The sequence below is a fragment of the Bradyrhizobium sp. DN3 genome (genome assembly GCF_041357655.1).
Taxonomy (GTDB): Bacteria; Pseudomonadota; Alphaproteobacteria; order Rhizobiales; family Xanthobacteraceae; genus Bradyrhizobium.
On record NZ_JAULLN010000007.1, the window covers coordinates 23802 to 48733 of the forward strand.

Consider the following 24932-nt stretch of genomic DNA (forward strand, 5'->3'; position numbering starts at 1 on the left):
GAAATACTGAGAATCCCATGCAGACAGCGCTTCGTACCTCCCTTCCGAAAACCGAGCTCGCCAGGCGCGCCAATTTCGCGCCGCACGCCCGTGTGGTGCGCGAGGAGCGCCCGACGACGACCGCCGGCCTGCCGCTCAGCATCCGTGGCTTGCGCAAATCCTTCGGGGACAACGAGGTGCTGCGCGGCATCGATCTGCACATCCCCGCCGGCCAGTTCGTCGCCATCGTCGGCAAGAGCGGTTGCGGCAAGAGCACGCTGCTGCGGCTCATCGCCGGCCTGGAGAAGATCGACGCCGGCAGCATCAGCTTCGGCCAGGATATCCAACCTGAGGACATCCGCGTCATGTTCCAGGAGCCGCGGCTGCTGCCCTGGGCGCGCGTGCTCGCCAATGTCGAGGTCGGCCTTGGTCGCGATCGCGTCTCCGGCGATGCGCATGCGCGCGCCGAGAAAGCCCTAGGCGAGGTCGGGCTGGCCGACAAGCGCGACCAATGGCCCTCGGTGCTGTCGGGTGGCCAGAAACAGCGCGTCGCGCTTGGCCGCGCGCTGGTCTCCCGCCCGCGCGTGCTCGCCTTCGACGAGCCGCTCGGCGCGCTGGACGCTTTGACCCGAATCTCGATGCAGCGTCTCTTGGAGCGCGTTTGGCGCGACCAGGGCTTTACCGCGATCCTGGTGACCCACGATGTCGCCGAAGCGGTCGCGCTGGCAGACCGCGTGCTGGTGATCGAGGACGGCCGCATCGCCCATGACGTCACGGTTAACGCGGCCCGGCCTCGCCAGCGCGGTTCGGCCGAGCTTGCCGGCCTCGAAGGCTCGATCTTGAGCCACCTGTTATCGGCGGACGATCGTACCTAAATACAGGGAACCCCCATTTCGGGGAGCAACGCCATGAATGTAGTGCCCCGCGATCTCATGACCGAAATCCCCGTCTCGTCCGCCGATTTCCGCGGCGCCATGCGCCACCTCACCGGCGGCGTCAGCGTCATCACCGCCGGGCGGGGCAGGGACATCACCGGCATGACGGTGACCTCGGTGACCTCGCTGTCAGTCGAGCCGCCGACGCTGCTGGTCAGCGTCAACAGGGACGCCTCGTCCTTTCCATTGATCCGCCGCCACAGTGCCTTCGGCGTGAACATCCTCAATGCCGACCAGCTCGATGTCGCCGAACGTTTTGCCGGCAAGGGCGGACTGAAGGGCGCCGACCGCTTTGCAGGCGCCCAATGGGTGACATCCGTCTCGGGTGTTCCGCTGCTGGTGGGCGCGCTCTCGGCGTTCGACTGCGAGGTCGAGGAGATCATCGAGCGTCACTCGCACGGCATCGTCATCGGCCGTGTCAGGGATATCAGGAGCTCGACCCGCACCGCCGCGCTGGCCTATTGGCATGGGCAATATGTGGCAGTCGATCAAGACGAAGATGCGGCCAGGCTCGCCGACGTCAGCGTTCCCGCGCGCGCCCGGCGCGGCATTTGATCGCCGCTGGCCGGCGGCCCACAGGCTGGCCTTTTTCCCGTCATCGCTCTAGAAGCGCCTCAGCCTTCCCGCCGGGACGGCAATGGAGCGGATGGATGAAGCGCGTTGCGACCTGGGCCTTCTACGCTATCGGCGCGCTCGCGATCGCCTATCTCGCGCTCTACGCCTATGCGATGTTCAGCGGCCAGCCGATCGTGCCGGGCGACCCCATCCATATCTTCCGCAAGCCCGACGCGCCGAGTTATTCGTAGGACCTCTTAGGTCTCGTAGGGGGGCAAAGCGAAGCGTGCCCACCACTTCTATCCAGCGAAGACAAATGGTGGGCACGGCGCAAATGCGCCTTTGCCCACCCTACGGCATCTGCGTTCACCCCCTTAAAAGCGCCAACGCCAGCGCCTGTGCGCGCGGCACGATGCTGTCGAGCTCGAGATATTCCTCCGGCGTGTGCGCGAGCCCGCCGACCGGCCCGAGGCCGCAGATGGTCGGCGTGCCCACTGCGGCGGTGAAACCGGAATCAGCGCAGCCGCCCGAGAACTCGCCCTGGAGCGTGGTAAGGCCGACCTTTCTTGCGGCGGCCTGATAGCCTTCAAACAGCGCCTTCGACTCCGCGCTCTGCACCACCGGCACGAACTCGCCCTTGATCGTCAGCGTCGCGCTGGTGCCCGGCACGTAGGACGTCGCGACGATGTGCTCGATCGCGGCCATCACCGTCGCGCGGTCTGCGGGATCGACATAGCGCAGGTCGATCTGGCCTTCCGCGTAGGGCGCCGTGGTGTTGACGGATTGCCCGCCCGAGACCAGGCCGACATTGAGCGTGATGCCCTTGTCGAGATTGGTCAGCGCGTGGATCTGCACGATCTTGTGCGCGAGCTCGCCGATCGCGCTGACGCCGGCGGCGAAATTGGCGCCGGAATGCGCGGCTTTACCGGTGATGGCAAGATGCATGAAGATGCCGCCCTTGCGCCCCGTGACGACGTTCCCGGTGGGGCGGCCCGGCTCCGAATTGAACACGGCGCGCGCGGCGCCTCCTTCGCGCTCGATCACCGGCCGCGAGGAGGGCGAGCCGATCTCCTCGTCTGAGGTGATCAGCAGCTTGATCGGATGCGGATTGCCGCCGAATTTGTGGAAGGCGGTCGCCACGAACACGTTCATGACGAGCCCGGACTTCATGTCGGCAACGCCGGGTCCATAGGCGCGGCCATCTCGAATCGTGAATGGACGCCGTCCGGCCTCGCCCTTGCCGAACACGGTGTCGCGATGTCCCATCAACAGCACCGGCTTCTCGTTGCTGCCGGGCTTTGCGACCTCGGCATGGATGGCGTCGCCGAAGGTGGCGTTGGCCTCGCGACGGAACGGAATGCCGTGCTCGGCAAAATGCCGCTCGAACCGCGCACCGACCGCATCGACGCCTTCCTTGTCGTAGGATCCGGAATCGATGTTCACGACATCGCGCAACAAATCGATCATCGCTTGCCGCTGCGACGCCAGCCAATCCGTGATTTGAGCTTCAGACATGTTTATCCTCGTGTGGTTCTCACGGGGGTTATAGAGCCTCGCGCAGGCGCGACCTAGTCGCCGGATGCGGTGCGGCCATGTTGCGTGCTGTGGCTTGGGACGCGTAGTGCCTCCTCAGTGTCGTCCTGGCGAAAGCCAGGACCCATATCGCGGAATCTCTCGAGTATGGGCGGTGTACCGGACGATTAATCTTCGCCAAACTCTCCCTGGGGTAATGGGTCCTGGCTTTCGCCAGGACGACACTGAGAGTGCGGCGCAGAGTGCCTTGAAAGCAAAATGCCCGGGACTGGCCCGGGCATCTGCATTCTCAATCAGCGTGGCCGCCTCACGCCCCGATCGGCACGCGCGGATATTCACCCGGCGTTCCCGCGGGCGGGATCGGGATGCCGCCGTCGGCGTATTCGTTGAGCTTGTTGCGCAGCGTGCGGATCGAGATCCCCAAGATATTGGCGGCATGGGTACGGTTGCCGAGGCAGTGCTTCAGCGTCTCCAGGATCAGGTCGCGCTCGACATCGGCGACCGTGCGCCCCACGAGCGCCCGCGTCACCTGCTCGGCGGCCATGGTCGCATGCGCCACCGCCGGTGCAGTTCTGGCGAGGTCGAGGCGGTCGCCGTCGGGCGTGATGATCGCGTCGGGGCCGATCTCGTCGCCCTGCGCCATCAGCACGGCGCGATGCATGGTGTTTTCGAGCTCGCGAACGTTGCCCTGCCAGCGGTTGGTGGAGAGCACGCGGCGCGCCTCCGCCGAGATCGGGCGCAGCGGCACGCCGTTGGCCTCGGCATATTTCTTCACGAAATGCTGGGCGAGCTCGAGGATGTCGGCGGGGCGCTCGCGCAGCGGCGGGATCTTCAAGTTCACGACGTTGAGGCGGAACAGCAGATCCTCGCGGAACGTGCCTTCGCGCACGGCTTCAGCGAGGTTGCGGTTCGAGGTCGCGATGATGCGGATGTCGACGGCGACAGGCTTGGTGCCGCCGACGCGGTCGATCACGCGCTCCTGGATCGCGCGCAAGAGCTTGGATTGCAGGCGGACGTCCATCTCGGAGATTTCGTCGAGCAGCAGCGTGCCGCCGGTCGCCTCTTCGAACTTGCCGATGCGGCGGGCGACCGCGCCGGTGAAGGCGCCCTTCTCGTGGCCGAACAGCTCGGACTCCAGCAGATGCTCGGGGATCGCGGCGCAGTTGATCGAGATGAACGGACGCTTGGCGCGTGCCGAGCGGGTGTGGACGTAGCGGGCCAGCACTTCCTTGCCCGTGCCGGACTCGCCGGTGATCATCACCGAGGCGTCGGAGCCCGCGATCTGCTGGGCGAGCTTGATCACCCTGGCCATCGCCTCGTCGCGATAGACCAGCTCGCGGGAATCATTGGCAACGGCAGCCAGCACCGCGGCGATCAGCTCCGGATCCGGCGGCAGCGGGATGTATTCCTTGGCGCCGGCATGGATCGCGGCGACCGCGGCGCGGGCATCGTTGGTAATGCCGCAGGCGACGATCGGAGCGTGGATGTGCTCGGCCTCCAGCCGCATCACGAGGTCGCGGATGTCGAGCGCGACGTCGACCAGCAGGAGGTCGGCACCCTTGCCGCCGCGCAAGACGCGCATCGCCTGCTCGTGATCCTCGGCATGGGTCACGGTGGCGCCGTTTTCCATCGCGATCTTGGTGGCGGTGGTGAGCTGGCCCTTCAATGTGCCAACGATGAGAAGCCGCATGTCAGTCTCCTGTCCGTCTGGTCGCGCTGCCGCGCGTCATTCCCGTGTATTCGCTAGCCGCGTTCGGTCTTGATGATTTCGGTCATGGTCACGCCGAGCTTGTCCTCGACCAGCACCACCTCGCCGCGGGCGACGAGACGGTTGTTGACGTAGATGTCGATGGCCTCGCCGACGCGGCGGTCGAGCTCGAGCACGGTGCCGGGCCCGAGCTTCAACAGCTCGCCGACATCCATCTTGGAGCGGCCGAGCACGGCCGAGACCTGCACCGGCACGTCGAACACGGCTTCGAGGTCGGCGGCGACGCGCGCCGCATATTCGTCCTCGTTGTAGCCGACGTCGGTGCCGGCAGGCGGCATCGGGCCGTTGAGATCGGGCAGCGGGACCTGTCCGTCGGTGTCGCTCATGGCTTAATTCCCCCTGCGGGACGCGATATAGCGTCCGACCATGTCGTCGATCTTGGCCGCGATGGCGCCGCGTTCCAGCACGACGCCGCCATCGGCCCATTCGATCCGGCAGTCGCCGGTGGCAATCTCCGGCTCGGCCAGGATCACCAGCCGGCCCTCGAAGCCGCTCTGCTTGGCGAGCCGCTCGATCTTGTCACGGGCAGCGTCGTAGAGCGCGTCGTTGATGCGGACGACGAGATGCGGCGTCGCGACCAGATGCGAGAAGCAGTCCTTGACCAGCGCGACGATCTCGCCGAGCGGCTCGGCGGCGACCAGATCGGCGCACAGCTTGCGCGCCACCGCGACCGCGACGTCGACAGCCTCGGTCTCCATCTTGGACTCGATGTTGCCGATGCTGGAGGCGATGCCCCGGATCGCGATGTTGATCTCCTCCATGGCGAGCGCGACGCGGCGGTCGCTCTCGGCCTTGGCCTCGCGCTGGCCGGCGGCAAAGCCGTCCTGATAGGCGCGTGCCTCGGCTTCCGCGACCTTCTGGGCGATCTCGGCCGCGGTCGCGGCCTTCTCGCGCGTCGAGCGCTCGGGTGCGGCGAAGTCGGTATCGAACAGGAATTTTGCCGGAGCGCCCATCAGTACACCAGCTCGTCGTCGGCGCGGTTCTTGGTCAGCATGATCTCGCCCTTGGCGGCGAGGTCCTTGGCGAGGTTGACGAGCAGCGCCTGGGCCTCGTCGACGTCGCGCAGGCGCACCGGGCCCATCGCCGCCATGTCGTCCTGCAGCATCTTGGCCGCACGCGAGGACATGTTGCCGAAGAAGAAGCTGCGGACGTCCTCGTTGGCACTCTTGAGCGCGACACCGAGCTTGTCCTTGTCGACGTTGCGCATCAGCGTCTGGGCCGAGCCGGAATCCAGCTTGACGAGGTCGTCGAAGGTGAACATCAGCGCCTTGATGCGCTCGGCCGATTCCCGGTTCTCCTCTTCCAGCGAGGTGATGAAGCGGGTCTCGGTCTGGCGATCGAAATTGTTGAAAATTTCCGCCATCACCTCGTGGGCGTCGCGACGGCGGGTCTGCGACAGGTTGGACATGAACTCGGTGCGCAGCGTCTTCTCCACGCTCTCGATCACCTCCTTCTGCACGGCTTCCATCTTCAGCATGCGGTTGACGACGTCGAGCGCGAGCTCCTCCGGGAAGATGCCGAGCACGCGCGCGGCGTGCTCCGGCTTCAGCTTCGACAGCACCACCGCGATGGTCTGCGGATATTCGTTCTTGAGATAGTTTGCGAGGACCTCTTCCTGCACGTTGGAGAGCTTCTCCCACATGTTGCGGCCGGCGGGGCCGCGGATCTCGTCCATGATGCCGTTGACGCGCTCCGGCGGCAGGTATTGCTGGAGCAGCCGCTCGGTGGCGTCGAAATTGCCCATCAGCGCGCCCGAGGCCGACATGCGCGAGACGAATTCGAGCAGCATGTCCTCGACGGTGTCGACCTCGACGGTACCGAGCGTCGACATCTCCAGCGAGAGCTGGCGCACCTCGTCGTCGTCGAGCAGCGACCAGATCTTGCCGCCATATTGCTCGCCCAGCGCCAGCATCAGGATCGCGGCACGCTTCGGCCCGCCCAGCGCTGCGGTCTTGGCGCCGCCCGCGCGGTTGCCGGCGCGCTGACCGAGCGTGGAGATCACGCTGGTGATGTCGTTGGAGTTGGCGTTCTGCAGATTGGCGGCCATGTCAGATCACTTCTTGATTCACTTGGCAAAGTTACTTGGCTTGGGTTATTTCGCGGGTTCGGTCAGCCACTGGCGGATGATGGCGACGGTTTCGTTGGGGTTGCGCTCGGCGAGCTCGCCGACGCGATGAACGGACTGGGCGTGGACCTGGCCCTGAATGGTGGCGACGTCGATGGCGCTGGCGGCGCCGCCCGGCAGCAGCGGCTGGCCGGTGGCGGGTGCGGCCTCTTCCGAAGCGGAGGGGCCCGTCAGCACACCGGAGATAGCGGCGGCGACTTCATCGGAGGCGAGAATGCGCTTGACCAGCGGGCGGATCACCAGGAACAGCACGACCAGGCCGAGCAGCATCATCACGCCGAGCTCGACGAAGTACATGACGTCGTCCTTGGTGAACTGGAGCATGCCGAGGAAGCCGCTAGGCTCGCCGATCGGAGCGGTGGAGGGCGCGTCGGCGAAGCGAAGATTGACGACCTCGACCTGGTCGCCGCGCTTCTGGTCGAAGCCGATCGCCGAGCGCACCAGCGCGGCGATGCGGTCGAGCTGCTCCTTGGTGCGGTCCTGATAGGCCAGCTCGCCCTTGTCGTTCTTGGAATAGATGCCGTCGACCAGCACCGCGACCGAGATACGGTTGACGCGGCCGGCCTCGGTCACCTCGGTCTTGGTGGTGCGGGAGATCTCGTAATTGTTGGTCTCTTCGGTCTTCTTGCTCTGGTCCTTGGCCGCGACGCCGTTGTTCTGCTGATTGCCGGGCAGCTCGTTGTTGACGGTGACCTGGCCGTTGTTGTCGGCGGTCATGCTCTGCTCTTCGCGGGTCTGGCTCGAGCGCAGCACGCGGCCTTCGGGATCGAACTTGTCCGAGGTCTGGGTGACCTTGTTGAAGTCGAAATCGGCGGAGAGCTGTACGCGGGCGCGGCCGGAGCCGACCACGGAGGAGACGATGTCCTCGACCTGCTTGCGCATCCGCTTCTCGAAGGCGATGCGGCGCTCGTCGCCGACCGCCTGCTCCGGATCGGTCGCGGCGCCGTCGGCGAGCAGCTGGCCGGCTTCGTCGACGATCGAGACCCGCTGCGGCTTCAGCCCATTGACGGCGGAGGCGACGAGGTGGCGGATGGCGCGGATTTGCTGGGCTTCCAGCGAGCCGCGGACGCGGACCACGATCGAGGCCGACGGCTCCGGCGCCTCGCGCGCGAACAGCGGGCGCTCGGGCAGCACCAGGTGGACCCGGGCGGCCTGGATGCGGTCGATGGCGCGGATGGTGCGGGCGAGCTCGCCTTCGAGCGCGCGGAGGTGATTGATGTTCTGGACGAAGGAGGTGGTGCCGAGCGCGTCCGACTTGTCGAACACCTCGTAGCCGACGCCGCCGCCCTTGGGCAGGCCACCCTCGGCAAGCTTCATCCGCAGGCGCGTGACCTTGTCCTTGGGCACCATGATGATGGAGCCCTCGTTGCGGATCTCGAACTGGATGCCCTGGCGCTCCAGGTCCTTGATGATGCCCGAGGAATCCTCGACACTGAGGTCGGTGAACAGCGTCGTCATCTGCGGCGTGGTGACGCGCATGATGACGAACGCGAAGAAGCCGATGAGCGCGGCGGTGACCGCGATCATCGCCCCGAATCGGGCGGCCCCGATACCTTTCAGGAAGTCGACCAGACCTTGCAAGCAACCGCCCCAACAGATTCGGCCGCTTTCACTGGAAAGGCCGAGTGGGCAATTATTGCCTAGGTGATGGTTTCGATATGGTTAACGACGGTTAAGAGGTCCGACAAAAGTTAACACGATGAAAAATCGGCCCCGCAGGGCGAGGCCGATTTTCGTCAAAAGCTGCAGATTTCCGGATCGCTTACTGGCGATATTGCTGGATGCGGGTGGTGCGAAGACCCGCCAGACCGTGCTGGTCGATGGAAAACTGCCAGGAGAGGAATTCGTCGACCGTCAGGGTATAACGGCTGCAGGCCTCCTCAAGGGAGAGAAGTCCTCCGCGCACAGCGGCGACGACTTCGGCCTTGCGGCGGATGACCCAGCGTTTGGTGCCGGGTGCGGGCAGATCCGCGATCGTCAACGGACTGCCGTCCGGCCCGATGACGTATTTTACCCTCGGGCGATGGGGTTCTGTCATGGCGTACTCACAAACTCTCAACCACTGAACTCACGCCGTAACCCTACGCCCCGCGGCTTAAAAATCCGCTAAGCCTAAGGCTTCAATACAATTCTCGTTGAAACTGGCTGGAACGCGCTCGTCTCGGCCGGCGGGACGGGTGCGTCCAGGCCAGTCGAGGGGGACTTCGTAAATACTTTACTAACGAACGAGGCCTGCGCGGGCTCTCTCAGCCGTCGTCCCGGCGAAGGCCGGGACCCATACCGCGTGATCTGTCGATGCGACGTAGGCAGCAGTACCGCGGAAGACCCCCAACTACGGGTCTTCGCCAAACTTCTCCCTGTGGTTATGGATCCCGGCCTTCGCCGGGATGACACGGATGTGTAGCTCGTGCCCGCGCCTCAATTGCTGCCGGTTGCGATGATGCTCTTGACCTGGCTCAGGGTGTAGCTGGCGCCGTCGATGGTGAGGAGCGGCGGCGACTGGGTCAGGTCGACCGACGACACCGTGCCCTGCACCTGCGCGGCGATGCCGACGGTGTTGTTCGCCACATCCTTGCCCGTGGCCGAGATCGTGTACTTGCCGTCGGGCCATTGCGTGCCGTCATTGCCCATGCCGTTCCAGGTGAAGGGGATGTCGGTGCCGGCAGCGGCGGTATATTTGCCGGTAAACACGGTCTGGCCGCTGGCATTTGCGACGGTGATGTCGACGGTCGAGTCGGTCGGCACGTTGAGATGCCAGGTCGCCGACGATTTCGTCATGGTCGCGGTCGAGCCGTCGACCAGAGCGGTCTTGCCGACGAAGCCCAGCGCCTGGGTCGCCTGCGTGGTCTGCTGCAGGGTGACGAGCTGGGACAGCGAATCGTTGGTCTTGAGCTGCTGCTCGACGCCGGCGAACTGCACCAGCTGCTGGGTGAATTGGTTGGTGTCGAGCGGATCCAGCGGGTTCTGGTTCTGCAGCTGCGTCGTCAGCAGCGTCAGGAAGGTCTGGAAATTGCCAGCGAGCGTCGATCCCGTGGTCGAGCTCAGCGAGTTCGACGAGGAGGATTTCGGGATGTCGGTCGTCCCGGAGACGACGGAAGGTGCGGTGGCGGCATTCGTGGTGGCCATGTCGAATACCCCTTACACTCTGATGTCGACGCCGCTGCTCGGCCCATACATGCGGCCGTAGCCGCGCCCGACGGGCGCCGCTGCAACGGTTTCGTCCTCGCTGATGATCAGCCGGCGGGCATTGCCGCCATTGTCGTTGTTCTGGCCGGAGTTCTGGCCTGACGAATTCTGGTCGCGCAGGCTGAAGGACAACCCGTTGCTGCCGGTCTTGAAGCCGGCATCGTCGAGTGCGCGCTGCAATTGCGGCGCGTCCTGACGCAGCATCTGCAGCGTCTCCGGCTTCTCCACGGTGAGATGCGAGGTGACCTGGCCGTTGCGGTCGACATTGATGCGGACGTCGATCCGGCCGAGCTCGACCGGATCGAGGCTGATGTCGAAGCGGGACTTGCCGGCGCGCACGGCGGCCGCGATCTCGATCGGGACGCCGCTGATCGGCACCGCCGTATGAGTTGCCGCGGTCGCGGTGAGCGTCGCGGTCGATGCGGTGGCGGTCGAGGTGGTATTGGTCAGCGGCGCCTGCACGGCGGAGGCGGCTTGTGCGCTGGTATCCGTCGCGGCGACAGCCGCCTGCGGTCCCGCATGAACGTGCGTGGCGGATGCGCCAGGGACCGCATCAGCGGTACGCTCGGTGCCAGCCGCCTTCGCGTCAGTCGTTCCGCTATCGCCTTGCGGCTTGGCGGCCTGCGGATGCGCGGCGCCGTTGAGGGGCGCTGCGCCCGCTGCTTGCGGCGTGGCGGCGTTCGCCTTGCCGCTGTCCTGGCCAATATTGGAGATGTCGGTCTGGGCCTGCGCCGTGGCCGCGGCCTTGAACGAGGTCTTCGGCGTGCCCTGGTCCACGGCGGCGATCAGGCCGCCATTGGCTTTCGCATCAGTCGCGGTGGCCTCGCTCGTGCCGGTCGCGGTCTCGCCGAGCGTGGTCGTGGTGTCCGCATCGACCTCGGCGCTCGCGGTCTTGGCGCTCTTGTCGCCCGCGGTGGCGGTATCGGTCTTGGCGCCCTGGATCTGCGCCGCGGTGGAGGCGCTGGCGGCGAGGCCGGCGGCGGCGATGGTCAGCGGTGAGGCCGAGCCAGTGGCCTGGTTCGCAGCCGCATTCGGATCGACCGGCACGACCGGCGCGGCAACGACGATCGCGTTTGGATCGGGCACGGCGACTTGCGTCGTATCGGTCGCCGCGGCGGCCGCCGCATCGACGGCGGGCGCGAGGGGGTCGGTGCCGTCGGTCTTGTCACCCTTGGTCTCGTCGGATTTGTCGGCCGATTTGGCGTCGGAGGTCTCGACCTTGTCCTTGGTCTTGCCGGCGTCCTTGGCCGGATCGGTGGTCGTGTCGTCGATCTTGCTATCGTCCTTGGCGGACGCGGGCGTGTCGGTATCGTCGCTCGCATTGCTCTGCGGGGCCTGATCCGTGGACGACGTGTCGCGCGCAGCTCTGTCCGTGGGGGACGACGAAGACGATGCATCGCTCCGGCGCGGCGCAGTGTCCTGCGCCTGCGAGGCTGCGTTGTTGCTGATCGCCTGGGTGTTGCTGTCGACCAGCGAGCCGAAGGAATCGGTCGCGGCCGGATCCTTCGTCGCCTGCGACCGGGCAGGCTTTTGCTGCGTGCTTTGGACTTGCACGCTTGCCACGACATCTGACGTCCGACCGACCACAGGCGACCCCTTGGAAACATCTTCGGCATGGAGGGTAGCAAGGAGCGGGCCAGCGCCCCTTCATGTCTATTTCAACAGCAAAATCAAAGTCTTGCGAAATCGGTGCGGCCGCGCGAGGCCTGCCGCGACCCCGTCATTTCTGCCGCCCCGGCAAGAATTGCCCTAAGCTGGCCGCCCGCGTGATTGCTTCACCGGAATGCCGCCTATATTAAAGAGGTCACTCTCAGCCGCTTTCGACCGGGCAGTCGTGCCCCCCGGGGGAACCAGGGTTCCCGGGGATCGCCCGATATCCCGCCGGAAGCACAGGAAACGCGGATCACGCCACGCCGCCGTCACAACGCTTTAAGGCCCATGCTCAACAGTCTGGATCTCGAAGGCCGTCCTGAGGACACCAGGGTCGTCGTTGCCATGTCGGGCGGCGTCGATTCCTCGACGACGGCTGCACTGCTCAAGGCTGAGGGCTACGACGTCGTCGGCATCACGCTCCAGCTCTACGATCATGGTGCGGCGACCCATCGCAAGGGCGCCTGCTGCGCCGGCCAGGATATCCACGACGCGCGCGACGTCGCGGCCAAGCTCGGCATTCCCCATTACGTGCTCGACTACGAGGACCGTTTTCGCGAGTCCGTCATCGACAACTTTGCCGACTCTTACGCGCTCGGCGAGACGCCGGTGCCGTGCATCGAGTGCAACCGTTCGGTCAAGTTCCGCGATCTCCTGAAGACCGCGCGCGAGCTGGGGGCCACCGCGCTCGCCACCGGCCATTACGTCGCCTCGCGCCGCCTCGACAATGGCTCGCGCGCGCTGGTGTGCGCAGCCGACGCCGATCGCGACCAGAGCTATTTCCTGTTCGCGACCACGCGCGAGCAGCTCGACTTCCTGCGCTTTCCCTTGGGCGACATGACCAAGCCGCAGACGCGCGAGCTCGCGCGCCGCTTTGGGCTCGCGGTCGCCGACAAGCACGACAGCCAGGACATCTGCTTCGTGCCGACCGGGCGCTATACCGACATCATCACCCGTCTGCGGCCGAATGCGATGGACCCCGGCGACATCGTCGATCTCGACGGACGCGTGCTCGGCCAGCACAACGGCATCGCCAATTTCACCGTCGGCCAGCGCCGCGGCCTCGGCATCGCCGCGACCGCGCCGCTGTTCGTGGTGCGCCTTGAAGCCGCCAATCGCCGCGTCGTGGTCGGTCCGCGCGATGCCCTGAAGATGCACCGCATCGTGCTGCGCGACGTCAACTGGATCGGCGACGGTGACATCGATCGCGCCATCGGCGGCGGCCTCGAAATGTTCGTGCGTGTGCGCTCGACCCGCAGCCCGCAGCCGGCGTGGCTGCGCGGCGGCAATGGTCATTACGAGATCGAGCTCGTCGCCGGCGAGGAGGGCGTCTCGCCGGGCCAGGCCTGCGTGTTCTACGACGCGCCTGGCGGCCAGGCGCGCGTGCTCGGCGGCGGCTTCATCCAGAGCGCCGCAGCGAAGGTCGCTACGAGCACGGCAAGGCCGCTTGCGGAAGCCGTGCGCGGCTGAGGAAATGACGACATCAAGCACAGATGGTCGGGCTGGGTTCACCTCTCCCGTAGGGGAGAGGTGAAGTAAGGGCAGGGGGCATGGCAGCAGATATCTCGCGGGCCGGGGTCGAGAAGGCCTATGGCCGCTGGGCGCCGGTCTATGATCTCGTGTTCGGCAAGGTGTTCGACGCCGGACGGCAGTCGACCATCGCCGAGGCCGACCGCATCGGCGGCCGCATCCTCGACGTCGGCGTCGGCACCGGCCTGTCGCTGTCGGACTATGCGCGCACCACGAAAATCTGCGGCGTCGACATCTCCGAGCCGATGCTGCGCAAGGCGCAGGCGCGCGTGCGTGCGCTGCGGCTCTCCAATGTCGAAGTGCTCTCGGTGATGGACGCGAAAAACCTCGCCTTCCCCGAAAACTTCTTCGATGCGGTGGTCGCGCAATATGTCATCACCGCCGTGCCCGATCCCGAAGGCACGCTCGACGAGTTCGTGCGCGTGCTCAAGCACGGCGGCGAGCTGATCCTCGTCAACCACATCGGCGCCGAGACGGGCCCGCGAAAAATGCTCGAGCTCGCCTTCGCACCTGTAGCTCGCCGCCTCGGCTGGCGCCCGGAATTTCCGTGGGAGCGCCTCGTCAATTGGGCCGCCAAGCACGGCGGCGTCACGCTTGCCGAGCGCCGACCGATGCCGCCGATGGGGCATTTTTCGCTGATCCGCTACCGCAAATCGTGATCGTGATTGAGCTGGCGCGCAGCCAGCCAAGCCGGCAGCGCGCCCCCTCTCCCGCTTGCGGGAGAGGGTAGGGGAGAGGGCTCTCTCCACCAGCGATATCTCTCGCGCGGATAAAGCTTTCACCAGCCCGTCATTGCAATGACGGGGGAATACCTCAGGGGACCGCGCGATCACATCGCGCTGCGCCCGGGAACGGGCCCACGCCCAGCGCGTTTCCTTCCCATGCGCACCACATCAAACATCATCCTAGCGGGCCTCCTGATCGCCGCCTCCGGCAGCGCGATCGCGCAGGCCCCGCCCGCCCCGGCGACGCCGCCGCAACAGACCGCGCCACCGTCTCCGCAACATCCGACCAATTGCACAGCCCAGGACCGTCTGAACCGCCAGCCTGACGGCACCACCACCGGCCAGGCCCGGGAACCGCTCGGCGACAAGCTGGCCAAATCCGAGGGCGTGCTCTGCCCGCCCGCCGGCATCGACCCCGAGATGCACGCGCCCGCGCCCGACACCGGCGCCAACACCCCGGTGATCCCACCCCCGGGCAGCCCCGGCGGCGATCCGAATGTGCGGCCGAAATAGGCTGATTCTTTGCTTCCTTCGCCTCTCCCCGCGGGGCGGGGAGAGGCCGGAATCCGCGGAAAAGCGCGGATTCCGGGTGAGGGGGACTCTCCACAGGTCTGGTGTCGGAATGGGCCGGTCCGTCGCTGAATTCACTCAGCTAATCGACCGGGCTTTGCTTGACTTCCCGCCGCCCGCTTCCTTATATGCCGCGCGTTCGCGAGATCGGCCGTTTCGGCCACCGCGAGCCCTGTGGCGGGGTAGCTCAGCTGGTTAGAGCACGGGAATCATAATCCTGGGGTCGGGGGTTCGAGTCCCTCCCCCGCTACCAGAAAACCTCACAACATCAATAAATTAGGTGGATCGCGTCGGCGCGAATCCCGGTCCGTAGCGCATCGGTAGCGCCGCGCACTGCGAACGGCAATCTAGTCCTTGAGCGCGGTAGCTGAATCCTTCGTAGGTAATCTCTCAAAGGCCGTCGTCGTTGCTGCTTTTCTCATTCGCTTGAACCGGCAGGCCCCTCGATCCTCCGCGCCGGCACGCATCAAGTGGAACTAGCCACGCATTCTGACAAAAGCCCGAGCCCGCAATCTAATCCTTGATGGATCAAGGCCGGATCGCGTGCTCGGCGAAGCCCGAGGACTGGTTTTGAAGCCGGCGAGAATATCGGCCGCGAACTCGCTTCAGCTGCTCAGCCCTCTCAAGGCTGAAACAGGGGTTCGATTCCCCTAGGGAGCGCCAGCTATTTCAAGTACTTGGCTGCTTTCGCGCGCTTTCGGCGCGGCGCTTCTCCAACTTTTCTCCAACTGAAAACCTGGTCACACGCGCAGACGTCGAGCGGATCTCGGCATATGCGGGCATCGCGCACCGAACCACTCCAGATCAGTCTTCTCGTGGCCGAGCTCGAGGCGCCAGATCTCAAGGCTCTCTCGTCTCACCAATGTTTGCAGCGCGCGTAGCACGGCGACCCTGTGCTTCTTCTGCACCAGCTCTCCTAGATATACACCTCGGCAAAGTTCGGACGTTGAGAACGACTTTGTTGGGTGTTTCTCGAATAGCTGCTTCAGCCCCAGGGCGACCCGCCCCAATCCCCTGCTCAATGTCTGTCACTCAAGTTAAGTGTTTCCCAAGCGGCAAACTGAATGGCTAGGTTGCGCGGGTCAATACAGATCGGATCAGACGGGAGCACATCGGTTTGGGAGAAAATTGGGGCATGAAAGGTTTGATCATAGACGAACCGTGGATCAGCTTGATCTTGGCGGGCAAGAAGACTTGGGAAATGCGCAAGACGGCTTGTCACCATCGCGGCCGCATCGCGCTTATCCGCAAAGGTAGTGGTCAGGTTGTCGGGATCGCGGATATCGTTGACTCGCTCAGCCCGCTTTCGTCATTGTCGGCTTATCGCGAAGCTGAATTGAGCCACCGCATTCCTCCTGAGCGCCAAGGCCAGGCGTTTGCAGATGGGTGGCAGACGCCCTGGGTCTTGGCTAACGCCAAGCCGCTGGTTAGTCCCGTGTCCTACAAACATCCGTCCGGAGCGGTAATTTGGGTCAATTTGGACATTGCCGTGATTCGCGCTGTGGAGGCCCAAATCGGCTTGCCAGACCAAAGGCAGGACATCCCTATAGAGACGCATTCAGTGGGCCTGAACGACGAAAGAACTCGCCGACCATCATTGTTGCGCCGGGCGGTGTCGTGGCTACAGCCATGGGCGCCCACTGAGCCGAGCAAACCGCAACCCACTCCCGGAGCCGAGAAGGGGCTTCCGTTACATGAACCGGCATCAGTGACGAGCCGACTTGTTAGGGTCACGGGCGGCAACGTCCGGAACAAGCACATTTATCTCCCGCTCGATTTCTTTCCCGCCGACGCGATCGGAGGCAGCAACAAAACGGACTTGGCCTCGCGTACGATCTCGGTCACGTTCAATCCCGGCAGCACTGTCGAGACCGACATTGATCGAACGAAGCGCATCCTCCGCGCGCGTGGCCCTGTTGGTGATTTCTTCACCCGTGCAGGCGTGAAGGAAGGTGACTCTATTCATCTGAGCAACACCGCGCCGTATCGTTACGAGATCACGAAAGTAACGGATGCCTGACAACAACCGTGTTCAAACAATATTGTTGGGTCGGGCAGGACGAAGCCAAGTCGGGGCTCCCTCACTGCGAATACTGCCCTACCACCGCCAGCATCTCCGAAACGGCCTGCCTGATTTCTCCGAAGTTCGGCAGTCGCTCGCCGGTTTGTTCGTCCATGTAGAGCCGTCGATTGATCTCAACCATTACGGCTCGCACCGTTGGCTCGCGCCGATAATACTTCGCAGGAACCAGCGCGCCGGCGAAGGGGCGATCGATAAGCACGGAAAATCCGGCAGCGGATGCTGCGGCAACCAATTCATCGCGGAGTCGGGCGGGCGTATGCCATGCGTCCGTTCCGATGCAAATATCCGGTCGGGCCGGGTCCTGGTCGGGTTCATGCGGCAGAGGTCGCGACGAGAAGCTGTGGCAATCGACGATGATGCAACTCCTCCCCTCGACAATCGGCTGCACAACCGCCTCTGTGAGCTTCTGATGATGGGGGGCGGTACCAGGTCTCGATCACCCGAACTCGCTCGGCCGCCGTCAGGTGCTCGCGCAGGGGCTGTCCATTCGTGGTCTTTACGTAGACGGCACCCATGCCGCGCAAGGCCATAGGCTCGTCGGAGTCGTCAGGAAATCGTTCGACGTCGCAGACAAGTCGGCTGACGGGAAAGACCACCCGCGCAGCTTCAAAAGGGGTGGGGGCGAACAGGCCATCCGTGAATGCATCGGTCATGCGAAGCAACTCCGTGACCAACGTTCGGTCGTCCGGAGTAAGCTGGGCCCTTTCCTCAGGCGGAATCAGTCGGGAGCTATGGGGGATATGAAGGACGAGATTTGGCGATGGCATGCCCCCGCAGTCATCAAGTCCGAGATCTGGGAACGGCCAACGAACGTTCAGCATCCTCTACGGCGCGATCGAACTGCGCCTCTAGCCACGGAGAGGTGCCGCGCAACCCCTGAACGACTTTCTTGGCCCAGTCGATATAGTCGAGTCGGCGTTTGACTGACCAGTCGGGAGAGGGCGCAAATGCAATTGCGCGCACGTTGCTGGTCTTATCTGCGAGCTTGATGATCTTTGCTGCGTTACTCTTTTGGGGCGCGTGCTCGACCTGAAGCCGCTTCCGCTCCGCCTTGTCCAGCGACTTGTCGTCGGTCACTTCCACAACGATCTCGGCAACCTTGTTGCCGAACTCCCGCGCAATGAGTTCGGAGGGAACCCCCTGGTCTTCGATGGCATCATGCAAAAGCGCTGCAATGACCAGCTCAGGATCTTGACCATGGGTCGCATCAGCGACGAGGCTTGCGACCTCGAGCAAGTGGTTCATATAGGGCTCTTGAGCTGCACCTTTCCTTCGCTGGTGAACATGCCACCGCGCTGCAGCGTCAGCAGCTTTCAATACCGTAGTCCAGTCCTTCATGGTGAACCTGTAACCTCGAGCTGGATAGGTTGGGCCGTAGTAACTTCGCCCTTCGGCGCGTTGACCTGCAGCTCACTGCGTGTCACTCAAAGAATGCCTAAGCAACAATACGAATCATAAGAAGTATGGCCAACGATAACAAACGGCTTCAGGAGCTTACCACCCCGAAGCCCGGGGTTTTACGGGGGAGCAAGCACCCAACGGCAACTGAAGCGTGCCTTTCGATCCGTGGTCTTGCAGAATCCTCGATGACGAGCAACTCTTGGCATCGAACTGAGCGCGCCAGGCTGTCGATCATGACGCCGGAGTATTGCGCGAACATTTTAGGTGATTTGAGGCCACCTCAGGTGAAGGTGGTCCTGCTGCATAACTCTTTCGCGACGACCAGATATCCAAAAGTACCATTCCGGCCCGGCTTTCCTGATCCTAATGTTTCCTCTACCGTTGATTGTACAAGCCTTCTTAGGCTGGCTTTATTACAGGCGTCAGCATGTAAGTCGATTTGAGTGGGGCGGGCAAATTGGTCTGGAGGCGGTATTGCGGCAATGAAACTTGAAGAATTGGCCCTAGGGCAGAGCCTCTCAGGCATTGAGCCGACGGAAGTTGTTTCGATAGTGGCCCTGGTCCCGCTCGCCGAGGGCTCCGTGCAGCTCATTTACCGTACGCCTAATGGCGCGATGAAGGAACGGCTGCTCGGGCGAGCTGACGAACCGACAATTGCAATTGCGAGCGCCGAGCGCCCGTTCTCCTTTGACGGCGATGGCGGGGCATTTCAACTGGCATGCGAGGCCAAGCGGATCGACCTCGCTTTCCTTTTCGATCCGATGATGGCGGTGCACAGTTCGAACGTCGAGCCGTTGCCGCACCAGATCACCGCCGTTTACGAGTCACTGTTGCCGCGCCAGCCGCTGCGCTACGTGCTCGCAGACGACCCCGGCGCCGGCAAAACCATCATGGCCGGGCTTTATATCCGCGAGCTCATCATGCGAGCGGACTCGCACCGTATTCTCATTGTCGCCCCAGGCAGCTTGGTTGAGCAGTGGCGCGACGAGCTGTTTGAAAAGTTTGGATTGGAGTTTCATGTCTACTCCAACCTTCTGGAACAGACATCGCCGAGCGGCAATCCGTTTGAGGACTATCCTCGTTTGATCGTCCGCCTCGATCAAATTTCTCGTAATGAAGACCTACAGGACAAACTCTGCGCTCCTGGCTGGGACCTGGCTGTATTCGACGAAGCGCACAAGTTATCAGCACACTATTTCGGCTCCAAGCTTGAGAAGACGGGGCGCTTTCGCTTTGCCGAGAAGCTGGGCACTCGCGTTCGGCATCTGCTGCTGATGACAGCCACGCCCCACAATGGCAAGGAAGAAGACTTCCAGCTTTTCATGTCGCTTTTAGATTCGGATCGGTTCTACGGAAAATTCCGGGACGGTGTACATAAGGTAGATCCGTCCGATCTCATGCGTCGCATGGTAAAGGAAGAACTTGTCAAATTCGATGGGACGCCGCTGTTCCCTGAGCGTAAGGCATACACGGTCAATTACAACCTTTCGCAGATTGAAGCCGCGCTTTACGAGGCCGTCACCGACTATGTGCAGACCGAAATGGGCAAGGCCGACCAGCTTGAAGGCGCGCGCAAGGGTTCTGTCGGCTTTGCGTTAACAGCCCTACAACGGCGTCTTGCCTCTAGTCCCGAGGCGATCTTCCAGTCGCTCAGGCGCCGCCGCGAGCGACTTGTGAACCGGCTGCAAGAACTAAAGCTGGGCATCAAGGGCCGCCAGCCTATCGCTGAAACCCTTGCCGATGTTCCCGAAGATGATGACGATCTGAGCGCCGAAGAACAGGAAACGCTTGAAGAAGATTTGATCGACGAGGCGACAGCGGCAAAGACCGTCGCCGAGCTTGAAGCCGAGATCATTATCCTCAATGGCCTTGAGGCGCAGGCGAAAGCCCTGGTCGCTTCGGGGCAGGATCGCAAATGGGACGAGCTGTCCAAAATTTTGCAGAACAATCCCGAAATGCATGATGCTTCAGGGCGGCAGCGCAAGATCATCATCTTTTCGGAACACCGCGATACGCTGAACTACCTACAGATCAAGATTGCTGGCGTGCTTGGCAATCCAGATGCCATAGTCACCATTCATGGAGGGACGCATCGCGACGAGCGCCGCCGATTGCAGGCGCTATTCCGATCAGATCCCGATGTGCGCGTGCTGGTGGCGACCGACGCAGCCGGGGAAGGCGTGAACCTTCAGAACGCGAATCTAATGGTCAATTACGATCTGCCGTGGAACCCGAACCGGCTGGAGCAGCGTTTCGGCCGAATCCACCGCATCGGGCAAACCGAGGTCTGTCACCTGTGGAATCTCGTGGCCAAGGAAACCCGTGAGGGAGCTGTCTATCATCGCCTCCTCGAAAAACTCAGAGTTGAGAGTGATGCTCTCAAGGGCCGCGTGTTCGACATTCTTGGCGAGGTGTTCGAGGGTACCAGCCTTAAGGACCTTCTGATCGACGCCATTCGTTACGGCGACCGGGACGACGTGCGCAAGCGCCTGACGCAGAAGATTGACCAGGTTCTTGACCGCGATCACCTAAAATCGTTGCTCGACCGCAATGCGCTCGCGCAGGAAACGATGAGTCCCGAACGGCTATTTGCCGTGAAGGAGGAGATGGAAAAGGCCGAAGCAAGGCGCCTACAGCCTTTCTTCGTGCGCGCCTTCTTCACCAAAGCGCTCGACGCGCTTGGCGGCACCACGCATCCGCGCGAGGCCGGTCGCTATGAGATCACCCACATCCCGGCGGCGATCCGCGAACGCGACCGACGCCTCACCGGGCGAAGCCGCCGCGAGCATGAGCCGGTACTGCGGCGCTACAGCCGAATCTGTTTCGAGCGCGAGGCCATCCAGCCGCTTGATAAGCCGGGGCTTGAGCGCGCGGTTCTCATGCACCCCGGCCATCCGCTCATGCTCGCCATGTCGGACATAATTCTAGAGCAGCACGCCAACCTGCTGCGGCAGGGTTCCGTTCTGGTCGATCCTGCGGATGAAGGGCTCGACCCCGCGCTGCTGTTCCTTCTCACCCATGAAATCAAATCCGGCGACGGCACTGTGTTGTCGAAGCGGCTGCAATTCGTGCGGGTCGGGCCGGATGGCAAGGCCGAGTTCGCTGGATGGGCACCACATCTCGATCTTGAGCCGCTGGCCGACAGTGAGCGCGCCTTGCTCAAGGATACGCTCAACGCATCGTGGCTCGCCTCGGGCCAGGAACAGCGAGCCTTATCGCTAGCCGCGACGACGCTGGTGCCCGAGCACTACGGAGAGGTGGCGCAGCGCCGCATCGCCCATGTCGAGAAAACCTTGAGCGCCGTCCACGAACGTCTGAGCAAGGAAATCGCCTTCTGGCAAGATCGCTGGCTCAAGCTCAAGGAAGATGGCGAGGCCGGCAAGGATGTCCGACTCAATCTTCAGAATGTCGAACGCACGCTTGCCGACCTGCAAAGCCGACTTGAGAACCGCAAGAAAGAGCTTCAGGCCATGCGCCATGTCGTCAATGGCACCCCGGTCGTGCTGGGCGCGGCTTTGATCGTTCCGGCTGGACTGATGAATAAGCTCCGTGGCGATGAACCGGTCGATCCAGCCGCCGCGACGTTCGCCGCCGATCCGGCGGCGCGCTCGCGCATCGAGCAGCTTGCCATGAATGCCGTGCAGAAGGCTGAGGAAGCGCGAGGCTGCCGCGTCGTCGATGTGTCCGCCGCCAAGTGCGGGTGGGACTTGAGTTCATATCCGCCCGCCATCGACGGCAGGCAACCCGATCCGCGCCATATTGAGGTGAAGGGCCGGGTGAAGGGCGCCAGCACTGTCACCGTCACCCGTAACGAAATGCTCTATGCCTTCAATCAGGGCGACAAGTTCGTCCTCGCCGTCGCCCTTGTCGGCGAGGACGACACGATCGACGGCCCGCATTACATTCGCAACGCCTTTGACCGTGAACCGAGCTGGGGCGTTGCGTCCGTCAACTACAATCTGGGCGACCTGCTCGCCAAGGCAGAAGCCCAATGAGTGCTGTGGTGAAGACTCCCAAGAAACTGATCGAAGTTGCGCTGCCGCTGGACGCGATCAACGAAGCGGCCGCGAGGGAGAAGTCGATCCGGCACGGCCACCCCAGCACATTGCATTTGTGGTGGGCGCGACGACCGCTGGCGGCGGCGCGCGCCGTGATCTTCGCGCAGATGACCAACGATCCATCGTGGAAATGGGAGCTTGAGCATCCCGGCGAAATTCCTCCCAACAATCTGAAAGCTAGTTGGGCAGCAAGCCGCAAACGGCTCTTTGATATCATCAAAGACCTTGTGAAGTGGGAAAGCACCACGAACGAAACGGTCCTGGAGAGAGCCCGTGCGGAAATCCGCAAGTCTTGGCGCGAAACCTGCGACCTTAACAAGGACCATCCGCAGGCGTCTGAGCTTTTCAATACCGACAAGCTACCTGCGTTCTACGATCCGTTTGCCGGCGGTGGCGCGCTACCGCTTGAGGCACAGCGCCTTGGGCTGGAGGCCCATGCGTCTGACCTCAATCCCGTCGCCGTCCTTATTAACAAGGCGATGATCGAGTATCCGCCGAAGTTTGCGGGCCGTCCGCCTGTGAACCCGGAAGCCTGCAGCAGCCGGGACTCATGGAGCAGGCAGTGGAGCGGCGCGCAGGGCCTTGCCGAGGACGTGCGCCACTATGGTCAATGGATGCGCGAGGAAGCACGAAAGCGTATCGGTAGCCTTTATCCGCCGGTCGAGATCACGGCCGAGATGGCCAAACAGCGACCTGATCTAAAGCCACTCGTCAAGAAGAAACTCACCGTCATCGCTTGGATATGGACGCGGACGGTCAAGAGCCCGAACCCTGCCTTCCACCATGTTGACGTGCCTCTGGCATCGACCTTCGTGCTGTCCAGCAAGGAAGGCCAACAAGCTTACATCGAACCGATCGTCAACCGCGACAGCTACCGATTTTCTGTGAAAATTGGAAAACCTTCTGCGCGCGCTAAAGACGGAGCGAAGCTCGGGCGCGGCAGCTTCCAATGTGTCCTCTCGCAAGCGCCGATCAGCGCAGATTACGTCAAGCAGGAAGCCAACGCTGGCCGTATGGGGACCCGCCTTATGGCCGTAGTCGCCGAAGGGGATCGGCGTCGCGTCTATCTCCCGCCTTCACAAGAACAGGAAACTGTCGCGGCCAATGCAAATCCAGATTGGCGACCCGACCTTCCGTTCGCGCACAATTCGCGGCATATGACGCCCTGGGCCTACGGATTGGATAATTTTGGTGCCCTCTTTACTCAGCGCCAGATTGTTGCACTCACTACATTCAGCGATCTTGTCACTGAAGTTAGAGACAAAATTGTTGAGGACGCAATTGCGGCCGGTTTAGATGACAACGACGTTAGGCTTGGGGCAGGTGGTCTAGGCTCACGGGCGTATGCGGAGGCGGTGTCGGTCTATCTAGCCTTCGCGCTCGACAAAGTGGCAGATAGAGGTTCGACTCTCGGTCGCTGGGACCCAACGCCGACCCAAAGCGGGATCATCAATACCTTTAGCCGTCAGGCTTTGCCAATGACGTGGGATTTTGCCGAATCAAATCCTCTCGGCGATGCCTCGGGCAATTTCCTAGGTGGAGTTGATCTGGTTGCCAAGGCTCTGATGGCGAGCAGTACGGCCACTCCGAGTTTTGCTTCTCAGGACGATGCTGCTCGTCAAACGTTAGGTGTGAACAAGATAGTGTCCACCGATCCACCCTATTACGACAACGTACCTTACGCTGACCTTTCAGATTTCTTTTATGTTTGGCTGCGTAGGAGTTTGCGCTCGGTTGAGCCTGAACTCTTTGTGACCATCGCTGTGCCAAAGGGAGAGGAACTCGTAGCGGATGCCCTCCGCCATCATGGCAAGACCGCAGCAGAAAACTTCTTCCTCGACGGCATGACCAATACGATGCATCGTCTTTGTGGACAGGCGCATCCGTCTGCGCCCGTCACCATCTATTATGCCTTCAAGCAGTCCGAAACCGAAACCACCGAAGGCACTTCGAGCACCGGCTGGGAAACTTTCCTCGATGCCGTAGTCCGCTCGGGCTTCGCCCTGACAGGTACATGGCCGATGCGTACCGAGTTGGGGAGCCGGATGCGCGGGCAGGAATCTAACGCGCTTGCATCGAGCATCATCCTTGTCTGCCGTCCGCGTCTGGCGACGGCAGAAACGATCTCGCGCCGCGTGTTTCTGCGCGAGTTGAATCAGGTCCTGCCCGAGGCGCTGGACGAAATGACGCGTGGATCGGGCGATGACCGCTCGCCCGTGGCGCCGGTTGATTTGTCGCAGGCGATCATTGGCCCCGGCATGTCGGTATTTTCTAAGTACGCCGCCGTGCTTGAAGCGGACGGCACGCCGATGAGCGTGCAGACCGCTTTGCGCCTTATCAACCGCTTCCTGGCTGAGGACGATTTCGACCACGACACCCAATTCTGCCTGCACTGGTTCGAGCAGTACGGATGGAAAGAAGGCAAGTTCGGCGAGGCCGACACGCTGGCCCGTGCCAAGGGCACCAGCGTTAACGGCGTGAAGCAGTCGGGCGTGCTGTTCGCTTCTGGCGGCATCGTGCGTCTATTCAAGTGGAGCGAATACGATTCCGATTGGAATCCAGCCGAGGATGACAGGCTGCCGGTATGGGAAGCGCTGCACCGCTTGATCCAGGTGTTCAGGGCAGAGGGCGAGAGCGGCGCGGGCAAGCTGATGGCCGCCGTCGCGGCCAAGGCTGAGACGACGCGGCAGCTTGCCTATCGTCTTTATACGCTGTGCGAGCGCGCGGGCTGGGCTGAGGATGCCCGCGCCTACAATGAAATCGTTACAAGCTGGAGCGCCATCGAGTCCGCCGCCGCGGCCCCGAAGGCGCAACAGGCTGATCTGTTCGGCTGA

20 protein-coding genes, 1 tRNA gene and 1 pseudogene are annotated in these 24932 nt (G+C 63.1%); 10 read left to right on the plus strand and 12 right to left on the minus strand.

The genetic code is table 11. From position 1 onward, the window contains the following. Positions 1–17 precede the first annotated feature (17 nt). The 3 genes from AAE027_RS12305 to AAE027_RS12315 all read left to right on the plus strand — a co-directional run bounded on the left by AAE027_RS12305 (position 18) and on the right by AAE027_RS12315 (position 1720). On the plus strand, positions 18–854 hold the full coding sequence (locus tag AAE027_RS12305) for an ATP-binding cassette domain-containing protein (protein WP_370988275.1): 837 nt from the start codon (positions 18–20) through the stop codon (positions 852–854). Positions 855–887: 33 nt separating this feature from the next. Further along, positions 888–1469 carry a flavin reductase family protein gene (locus AAE027_RS12310; RefSeq protein WP_091888357.1) on the plus strand — a complete coding sequence of 194 codons (582 nt, stop codon included), beginning with the start codon at positions 888–890 and terminating at the stop codon, positions 1467–1469. A gap of 95 nt (positions 1470–1564) precedes the next feature. Next, complete coding sequence (locus AAE027_RS12315) at positions 1565–1720, plus strand: hypothetical protein (RefSeq protein WP_008131268.1); 156 nt, start codon at positions 1565–1567, stop codon at positions 1718–1720. 115 nt (positions 1721–1835) lie between these two features. On the opposite strand, the gene AAE027_RS12320 is transcribed toward AAE027_RS12315, so the two are convergent. The 9 genes from AAE027_RS12320 to AAE027_RS12360 all read right to left on the minus strand — a co-directional run bounded on the left by AAE027_RS12320 (position 1836) and on the right by AAE027_RS12360 (position 11668). Further along, positions 1836–2984 carry a M20 family metallopeptidase gene (locus tag AAE027_RS12320; RefSeq protein WP_370988276.1) on the minus strand — a complete coding sequence of 383 codons (1149 nt, stop codon included), beginning with the start codon at positions 2982–2984 and terminating at the stop codon, positions 1836–1838. Between the two features lie 325 nt (positions 2985–3309). Next, positions 3310–4692, minus strand: a complete 1383-nt coding sequence (flbD, locus tag AAE027_RS12325; protein WP_370988277.1) for a sigma-54-dependent transcriptional regulator FlbD — start codon at positions 4690–4692, stop codon at positions 3310–3312. Positions 4693–4745: 53 nt separating this feature from the next. Continuing rightward, complete coding sequence (fliN, locus tag AAE027_RS12330; protein ID WP_091888362.1) at positions 4746–5096, minus strand: flagellar motor switch protein FliN; 351 nt, start codon at positions 5094–5096, stop codon at positions 4746–4748. A 3-nt stretch (positions 5097–5099) separates the two neighbouring features. Further along, positions 5100–5723, minus strand: a complete 624-nt coding sequence (locus AAE027_RS12335; RefSeq protein WP_370988278.1) for a FliH/SctL family protein — start codon at positions 5721–5723, stop codon at positions 5100–5102. After that, a complete protein-coding gene (gene fliG / locus AAE027_RS12340) occupies positions 5723–6817 on the minus strand; it encodes a flagellar motor switch protein FliG (protein WP_128936423.1) in 1095 nt (364 codons plus the stop codon). Before fliG ends, AAE027_RS12335 begins: the two co-directional genes overlap by 1 nt. 45 nt (positions 6818–6862) lie before the next feature. After that, a complete protein-coding gene (gene fliF, locus AAE027_RS12345; protein WP_128936422.1) occupies positions 6863–8476 on the minus strand; it encodes a flagellar basal-body MS-ring/collar protein FliF in 1614 nt (537 codons plus the stop codon). Positions 8477–8657: 181 nt separating this feature from the next. After that, entirely contained in the window at positions 8658–8933 is a 276-nt protein-coding gene (gene sciP / locus AAE027_RS12350; protein WP_002714638.1) for a CtrA inhibitor SciP, read from the minus strand. A gap of 380 nt (positions 8934–9313) precedes the next feature. After that, positions 9314–10021, minus strand: a complete 708-nt coding sequence (locus AAE027_RS12355) for a flagellar hook assembly protein FlgD (RefSeq protein WP_091888371.1) — start codon at positions 10019–10021, stop codon at positions 9314–9316. Positions 10022–10033: 12 nt separating this feature from the next. Further along, complete coding sequence (locus AAE027_RS12360; protein ID WP_370988283.1) at positions 10034–11668, minus strand: flagellar hook-length control protein FliK; 1635 nt, start codon at positions 11666–11668, stop codon at positions 10034–10036. A gap of 351 nt (positions 11669–12019) precedes the next feature. Here AAE027_RS12360 and mnmA point away from each other — a divergent pair, with 351 nt between their 5' ends. The 5 genes from mnmA to AAE027_RS12385 all read left to right on the plus strand — a co-directional run bounded on the left by mnmA (position 12020) and on the right by AAE027_RS12385 (position 16576). Continuing rightward, the gene (gene mnmA, locus AAE027_RS12365; protein ID WP_370988285.1) at positions 12020–13201 is read left to right on the plus strand and encodes a tRNA 2-thiouridine(34) synthase MnmA; all 1182 of its coding nucleotides are present in this window, start codon (positions 12020–12022) and stop codon (positions 13199–13201) included. A gap of 80 nt (positions 13202–13281) precedes the next feature. Further along, the gene (locus AAE027_RS12370) at positions 13282–13920 is read left to right on the plus strand and encodes a class I SAM-dependent methyltransferase (protein ID WP_370988286.1); all 639 of its coding nucleotides are present in this window, start codon (positions 13282–13284) and stop codon (positions 13918–13920) included. Between the two features lie 222 nt (positions 13921–14142). Then, on the plus strand, positions 14143–14499 hold the full coding sequence (locus AAE027_RS12375; RefSeq protein WP_091888379.1) for a hypothetical protein: 357 nt from the start codon (positions 14143–14145) through the stop codon (positions 14497–14499). 233 nt (positions 14500–14732) lie between these two features. Next, positions 14733–14809: transfer RNA gene (locus AAE027_RS12380), tRNA-Met, on the plus strand. Positions 14810–15691: 882 nt separating this feature from the next. Further along, positions 15692–16576, plus strand: coding sequence for an ASCH domain-containing protein (locus tag AAE027_RS12385; RefSeq protein ID WP_370988287.1), 885 nt, complete (start codon positions 15692–15694; stop codon positions 16574–16576). 61 nt (positions 16577–16637) lie between these two features. On the opposite strand, the pseudogene AAE027_RS12390 reads toward AAE027_RS12385, so the two are convergent. The 3 genes and pseudogenes from AAE027_RS12390 to AAE027_RS12400 form a co-directional block, all read right to left on the minus strand. Then, a pseudogene (locus tag AAE027_RS12390) lies at positions 16638–17042 on the minus strand (N-formylglutamate amidohydrolase); the annotation flags it as partial. Next, positions 16951–17460, minus strand: a complete 510-nt coding sequence (locus AAE027_RS12395; protein ID WP_370988289.1) for an N-formylglutamate amidohydrolase — start codon at positions 17458–17460, stop codon at positions 16951–16953. The gene AAE027_RS12395 and the pseudogene AAE027_RS12390, both read right to left, overlap by 92 nt. Further along, positions 17420–17977, minus strand: coding sequence for an HD domain-containing protein (locus tag AAE027_RS12400; protein ID WP_370988290.1), 558 nt, complete (start codon positions 17975–17977; stop codon positions 17420–17422). The genes AAE027_RS12395 and AAE027_RS12400 overlap by 41 nt, the downstream gene beginning before the upstream one ends. Positions 17978–18522: 545 nt before the next feature. Between AAE027_RS12400 and AAE027_RS12405 the strand changes: the two genes are divergently transcribed. Both AAE027_RS12405 and AAE027_RS12410 read left to right on the plus strand, forming a co-directional pair. After that, positions 18523–22035, plus strand: a complete 3513-nt coding sequence (locus AAE027_RS12405) for a helicase-related protein (protein WP_370988291.1) — start codon at positions 18523–18525, stop codon at positions 22033–22035. Further along, positions 22032–24932: a DUF1156 domain-containing protein gene (locus tag AAE027_RS12410; protein WP_370988292.1), complete on the plus strand. Its 2901-nt coding sequence runs from the start codon at positions 22032–22034 to the stop codon at positions 24930–24932. The genes AAE027_RS12405 and AAE027_RS12410 overlap by 4 nt, the downstream gene beginning before the upstream one ends.

Excerpts from the sequence above, each read along its gene's own strand:
- AAE027_RS12305 (WP_370988275.1), top strand. The coding sequence starts at position 18 with ATGCAGACAGCGCTTCGTACCTCCCTTCCGAAAACCGAGCTCGCCAGG.
- AAE027_RS12310 (WP_091888357.1), top strand. The coding sequence starts at position 888 with ATGAATGTAGTGCCCCGCGATCTCATGACCGAAATCCCCGTCTCGTCC.
- AAE027_RS12315 (WP_008131268.1), top strand. The coding sequence starts at position 1,565 with ATGAAGCGCGTTGCGACCTGGGCCTTCTACGCTATCGGCGCGCTCGCG.
- AAE027_RS12320 (WP_370988276.1), bottom strand. The coding sequence starts at position 2,984 with ATGTCTGAAGCTCAAATCACGGATTGGCTGGCGTCGCAGCGGCAAGCG.
- flbD (WP_370988277.1), bottom strand. The coding sequence starts at position 4,692 with ATGCGGCTTCTCATCGTTGGCACATTGAAGGGCCAGCTCACCACCGCC.
- fliN (WP_091888362.1), bottom strand. The coding sequence starts at position 5,096 with ATGAGCGACACCGACGGACAGGTCCCGCTGCCCGATCTCAACGGCCCG.
- AAE027_RS12335 (WP_370988278.1), bottom strand. The coding sequence starts at position 5,723 with ATGGGCGCTCCGGCAAAATTCCTGTTCGATACCGACTTCGCCGCACCC.
- fliG (WP_128936423.1), bottom strand. The coding sequence starts at position 6,817 with ATGGCCGCCAATCTGCAGAACGCCAACTCCAACGACATCACCAGCGTG.
- sciP (WP_002714638.1), bottom strand. The coding sequence starts at position 8,933 with ATGACAGAACCCCATCGCCCGAGGGTAAAATACGTCATCGGGCCGGAC.
- AAE027_RS12355 (WP_091888371.1), bottom strand. The coding sequence starts at position 10,021 with ATGGCCACCACGAATGCCGCCACCGCACCTTCCGTCGTCTCCGGGACG.
- mnmA (WP_370988285.1), top strand. The coding sequence starts at position 12,020 with ATGCTCAACAGTCTGGATCTCGAAGGCCGTCCTGAGGACACCAGGGTC.
- AAE027_RS12370 (WP_370988286.1), top strand. The coding sequence starts at position 13,282 with ATGGCAGCAGATATCTCGCGGGCCGGGGTCGAGAAGGCCTATGGCCGC.
- AAE027_RS12375 (WP_091888379.1), top strand. The coding sequence starts at position 14,143 with ATGCGCACCACATCAAACATCATCCTAGCGGGCCTCCTGATCGCCGCC.
- AAE027_RS12385 (WP_370988287.1), top strand. The coding sequence starts at position 15,692 with ATGAAAGGTTTGATCATAGACGAACCGTGGATCAGCTTGATCTTGGCG.
- AAE027_RS12395 (WP_370988289.1), bottom strand. The coding sequence starts at position 17,460 with ATGCTGAACGTTCGTTGGCCGTTCCCAGATCTCGGACTTGATGACTGC.
- AAE027_RS12400 (WP_370988290.1), bottom strand. The coding sequence starts at position 17,977 with ATGAAGGACTGGACTACGGTATTGAAAGCTGCTGACGCTGCAGCGCGG.
- AAE027_RS12405 (WP_370988291.1), top strand. The coding sequence starts at position 18,523 with ATGAAACTTGAAGAATTGGCCCTAGGGCAGAGCCTCTCAGGCATTGAG.
- AAE027_RS12410 (WP_370988292.1), top strand. The coding sequence starts at position 22,032 with ATGAGTGCTGTGGTGAAGACTCCCAAGAAACTGATCGAAGTTGCGCTG.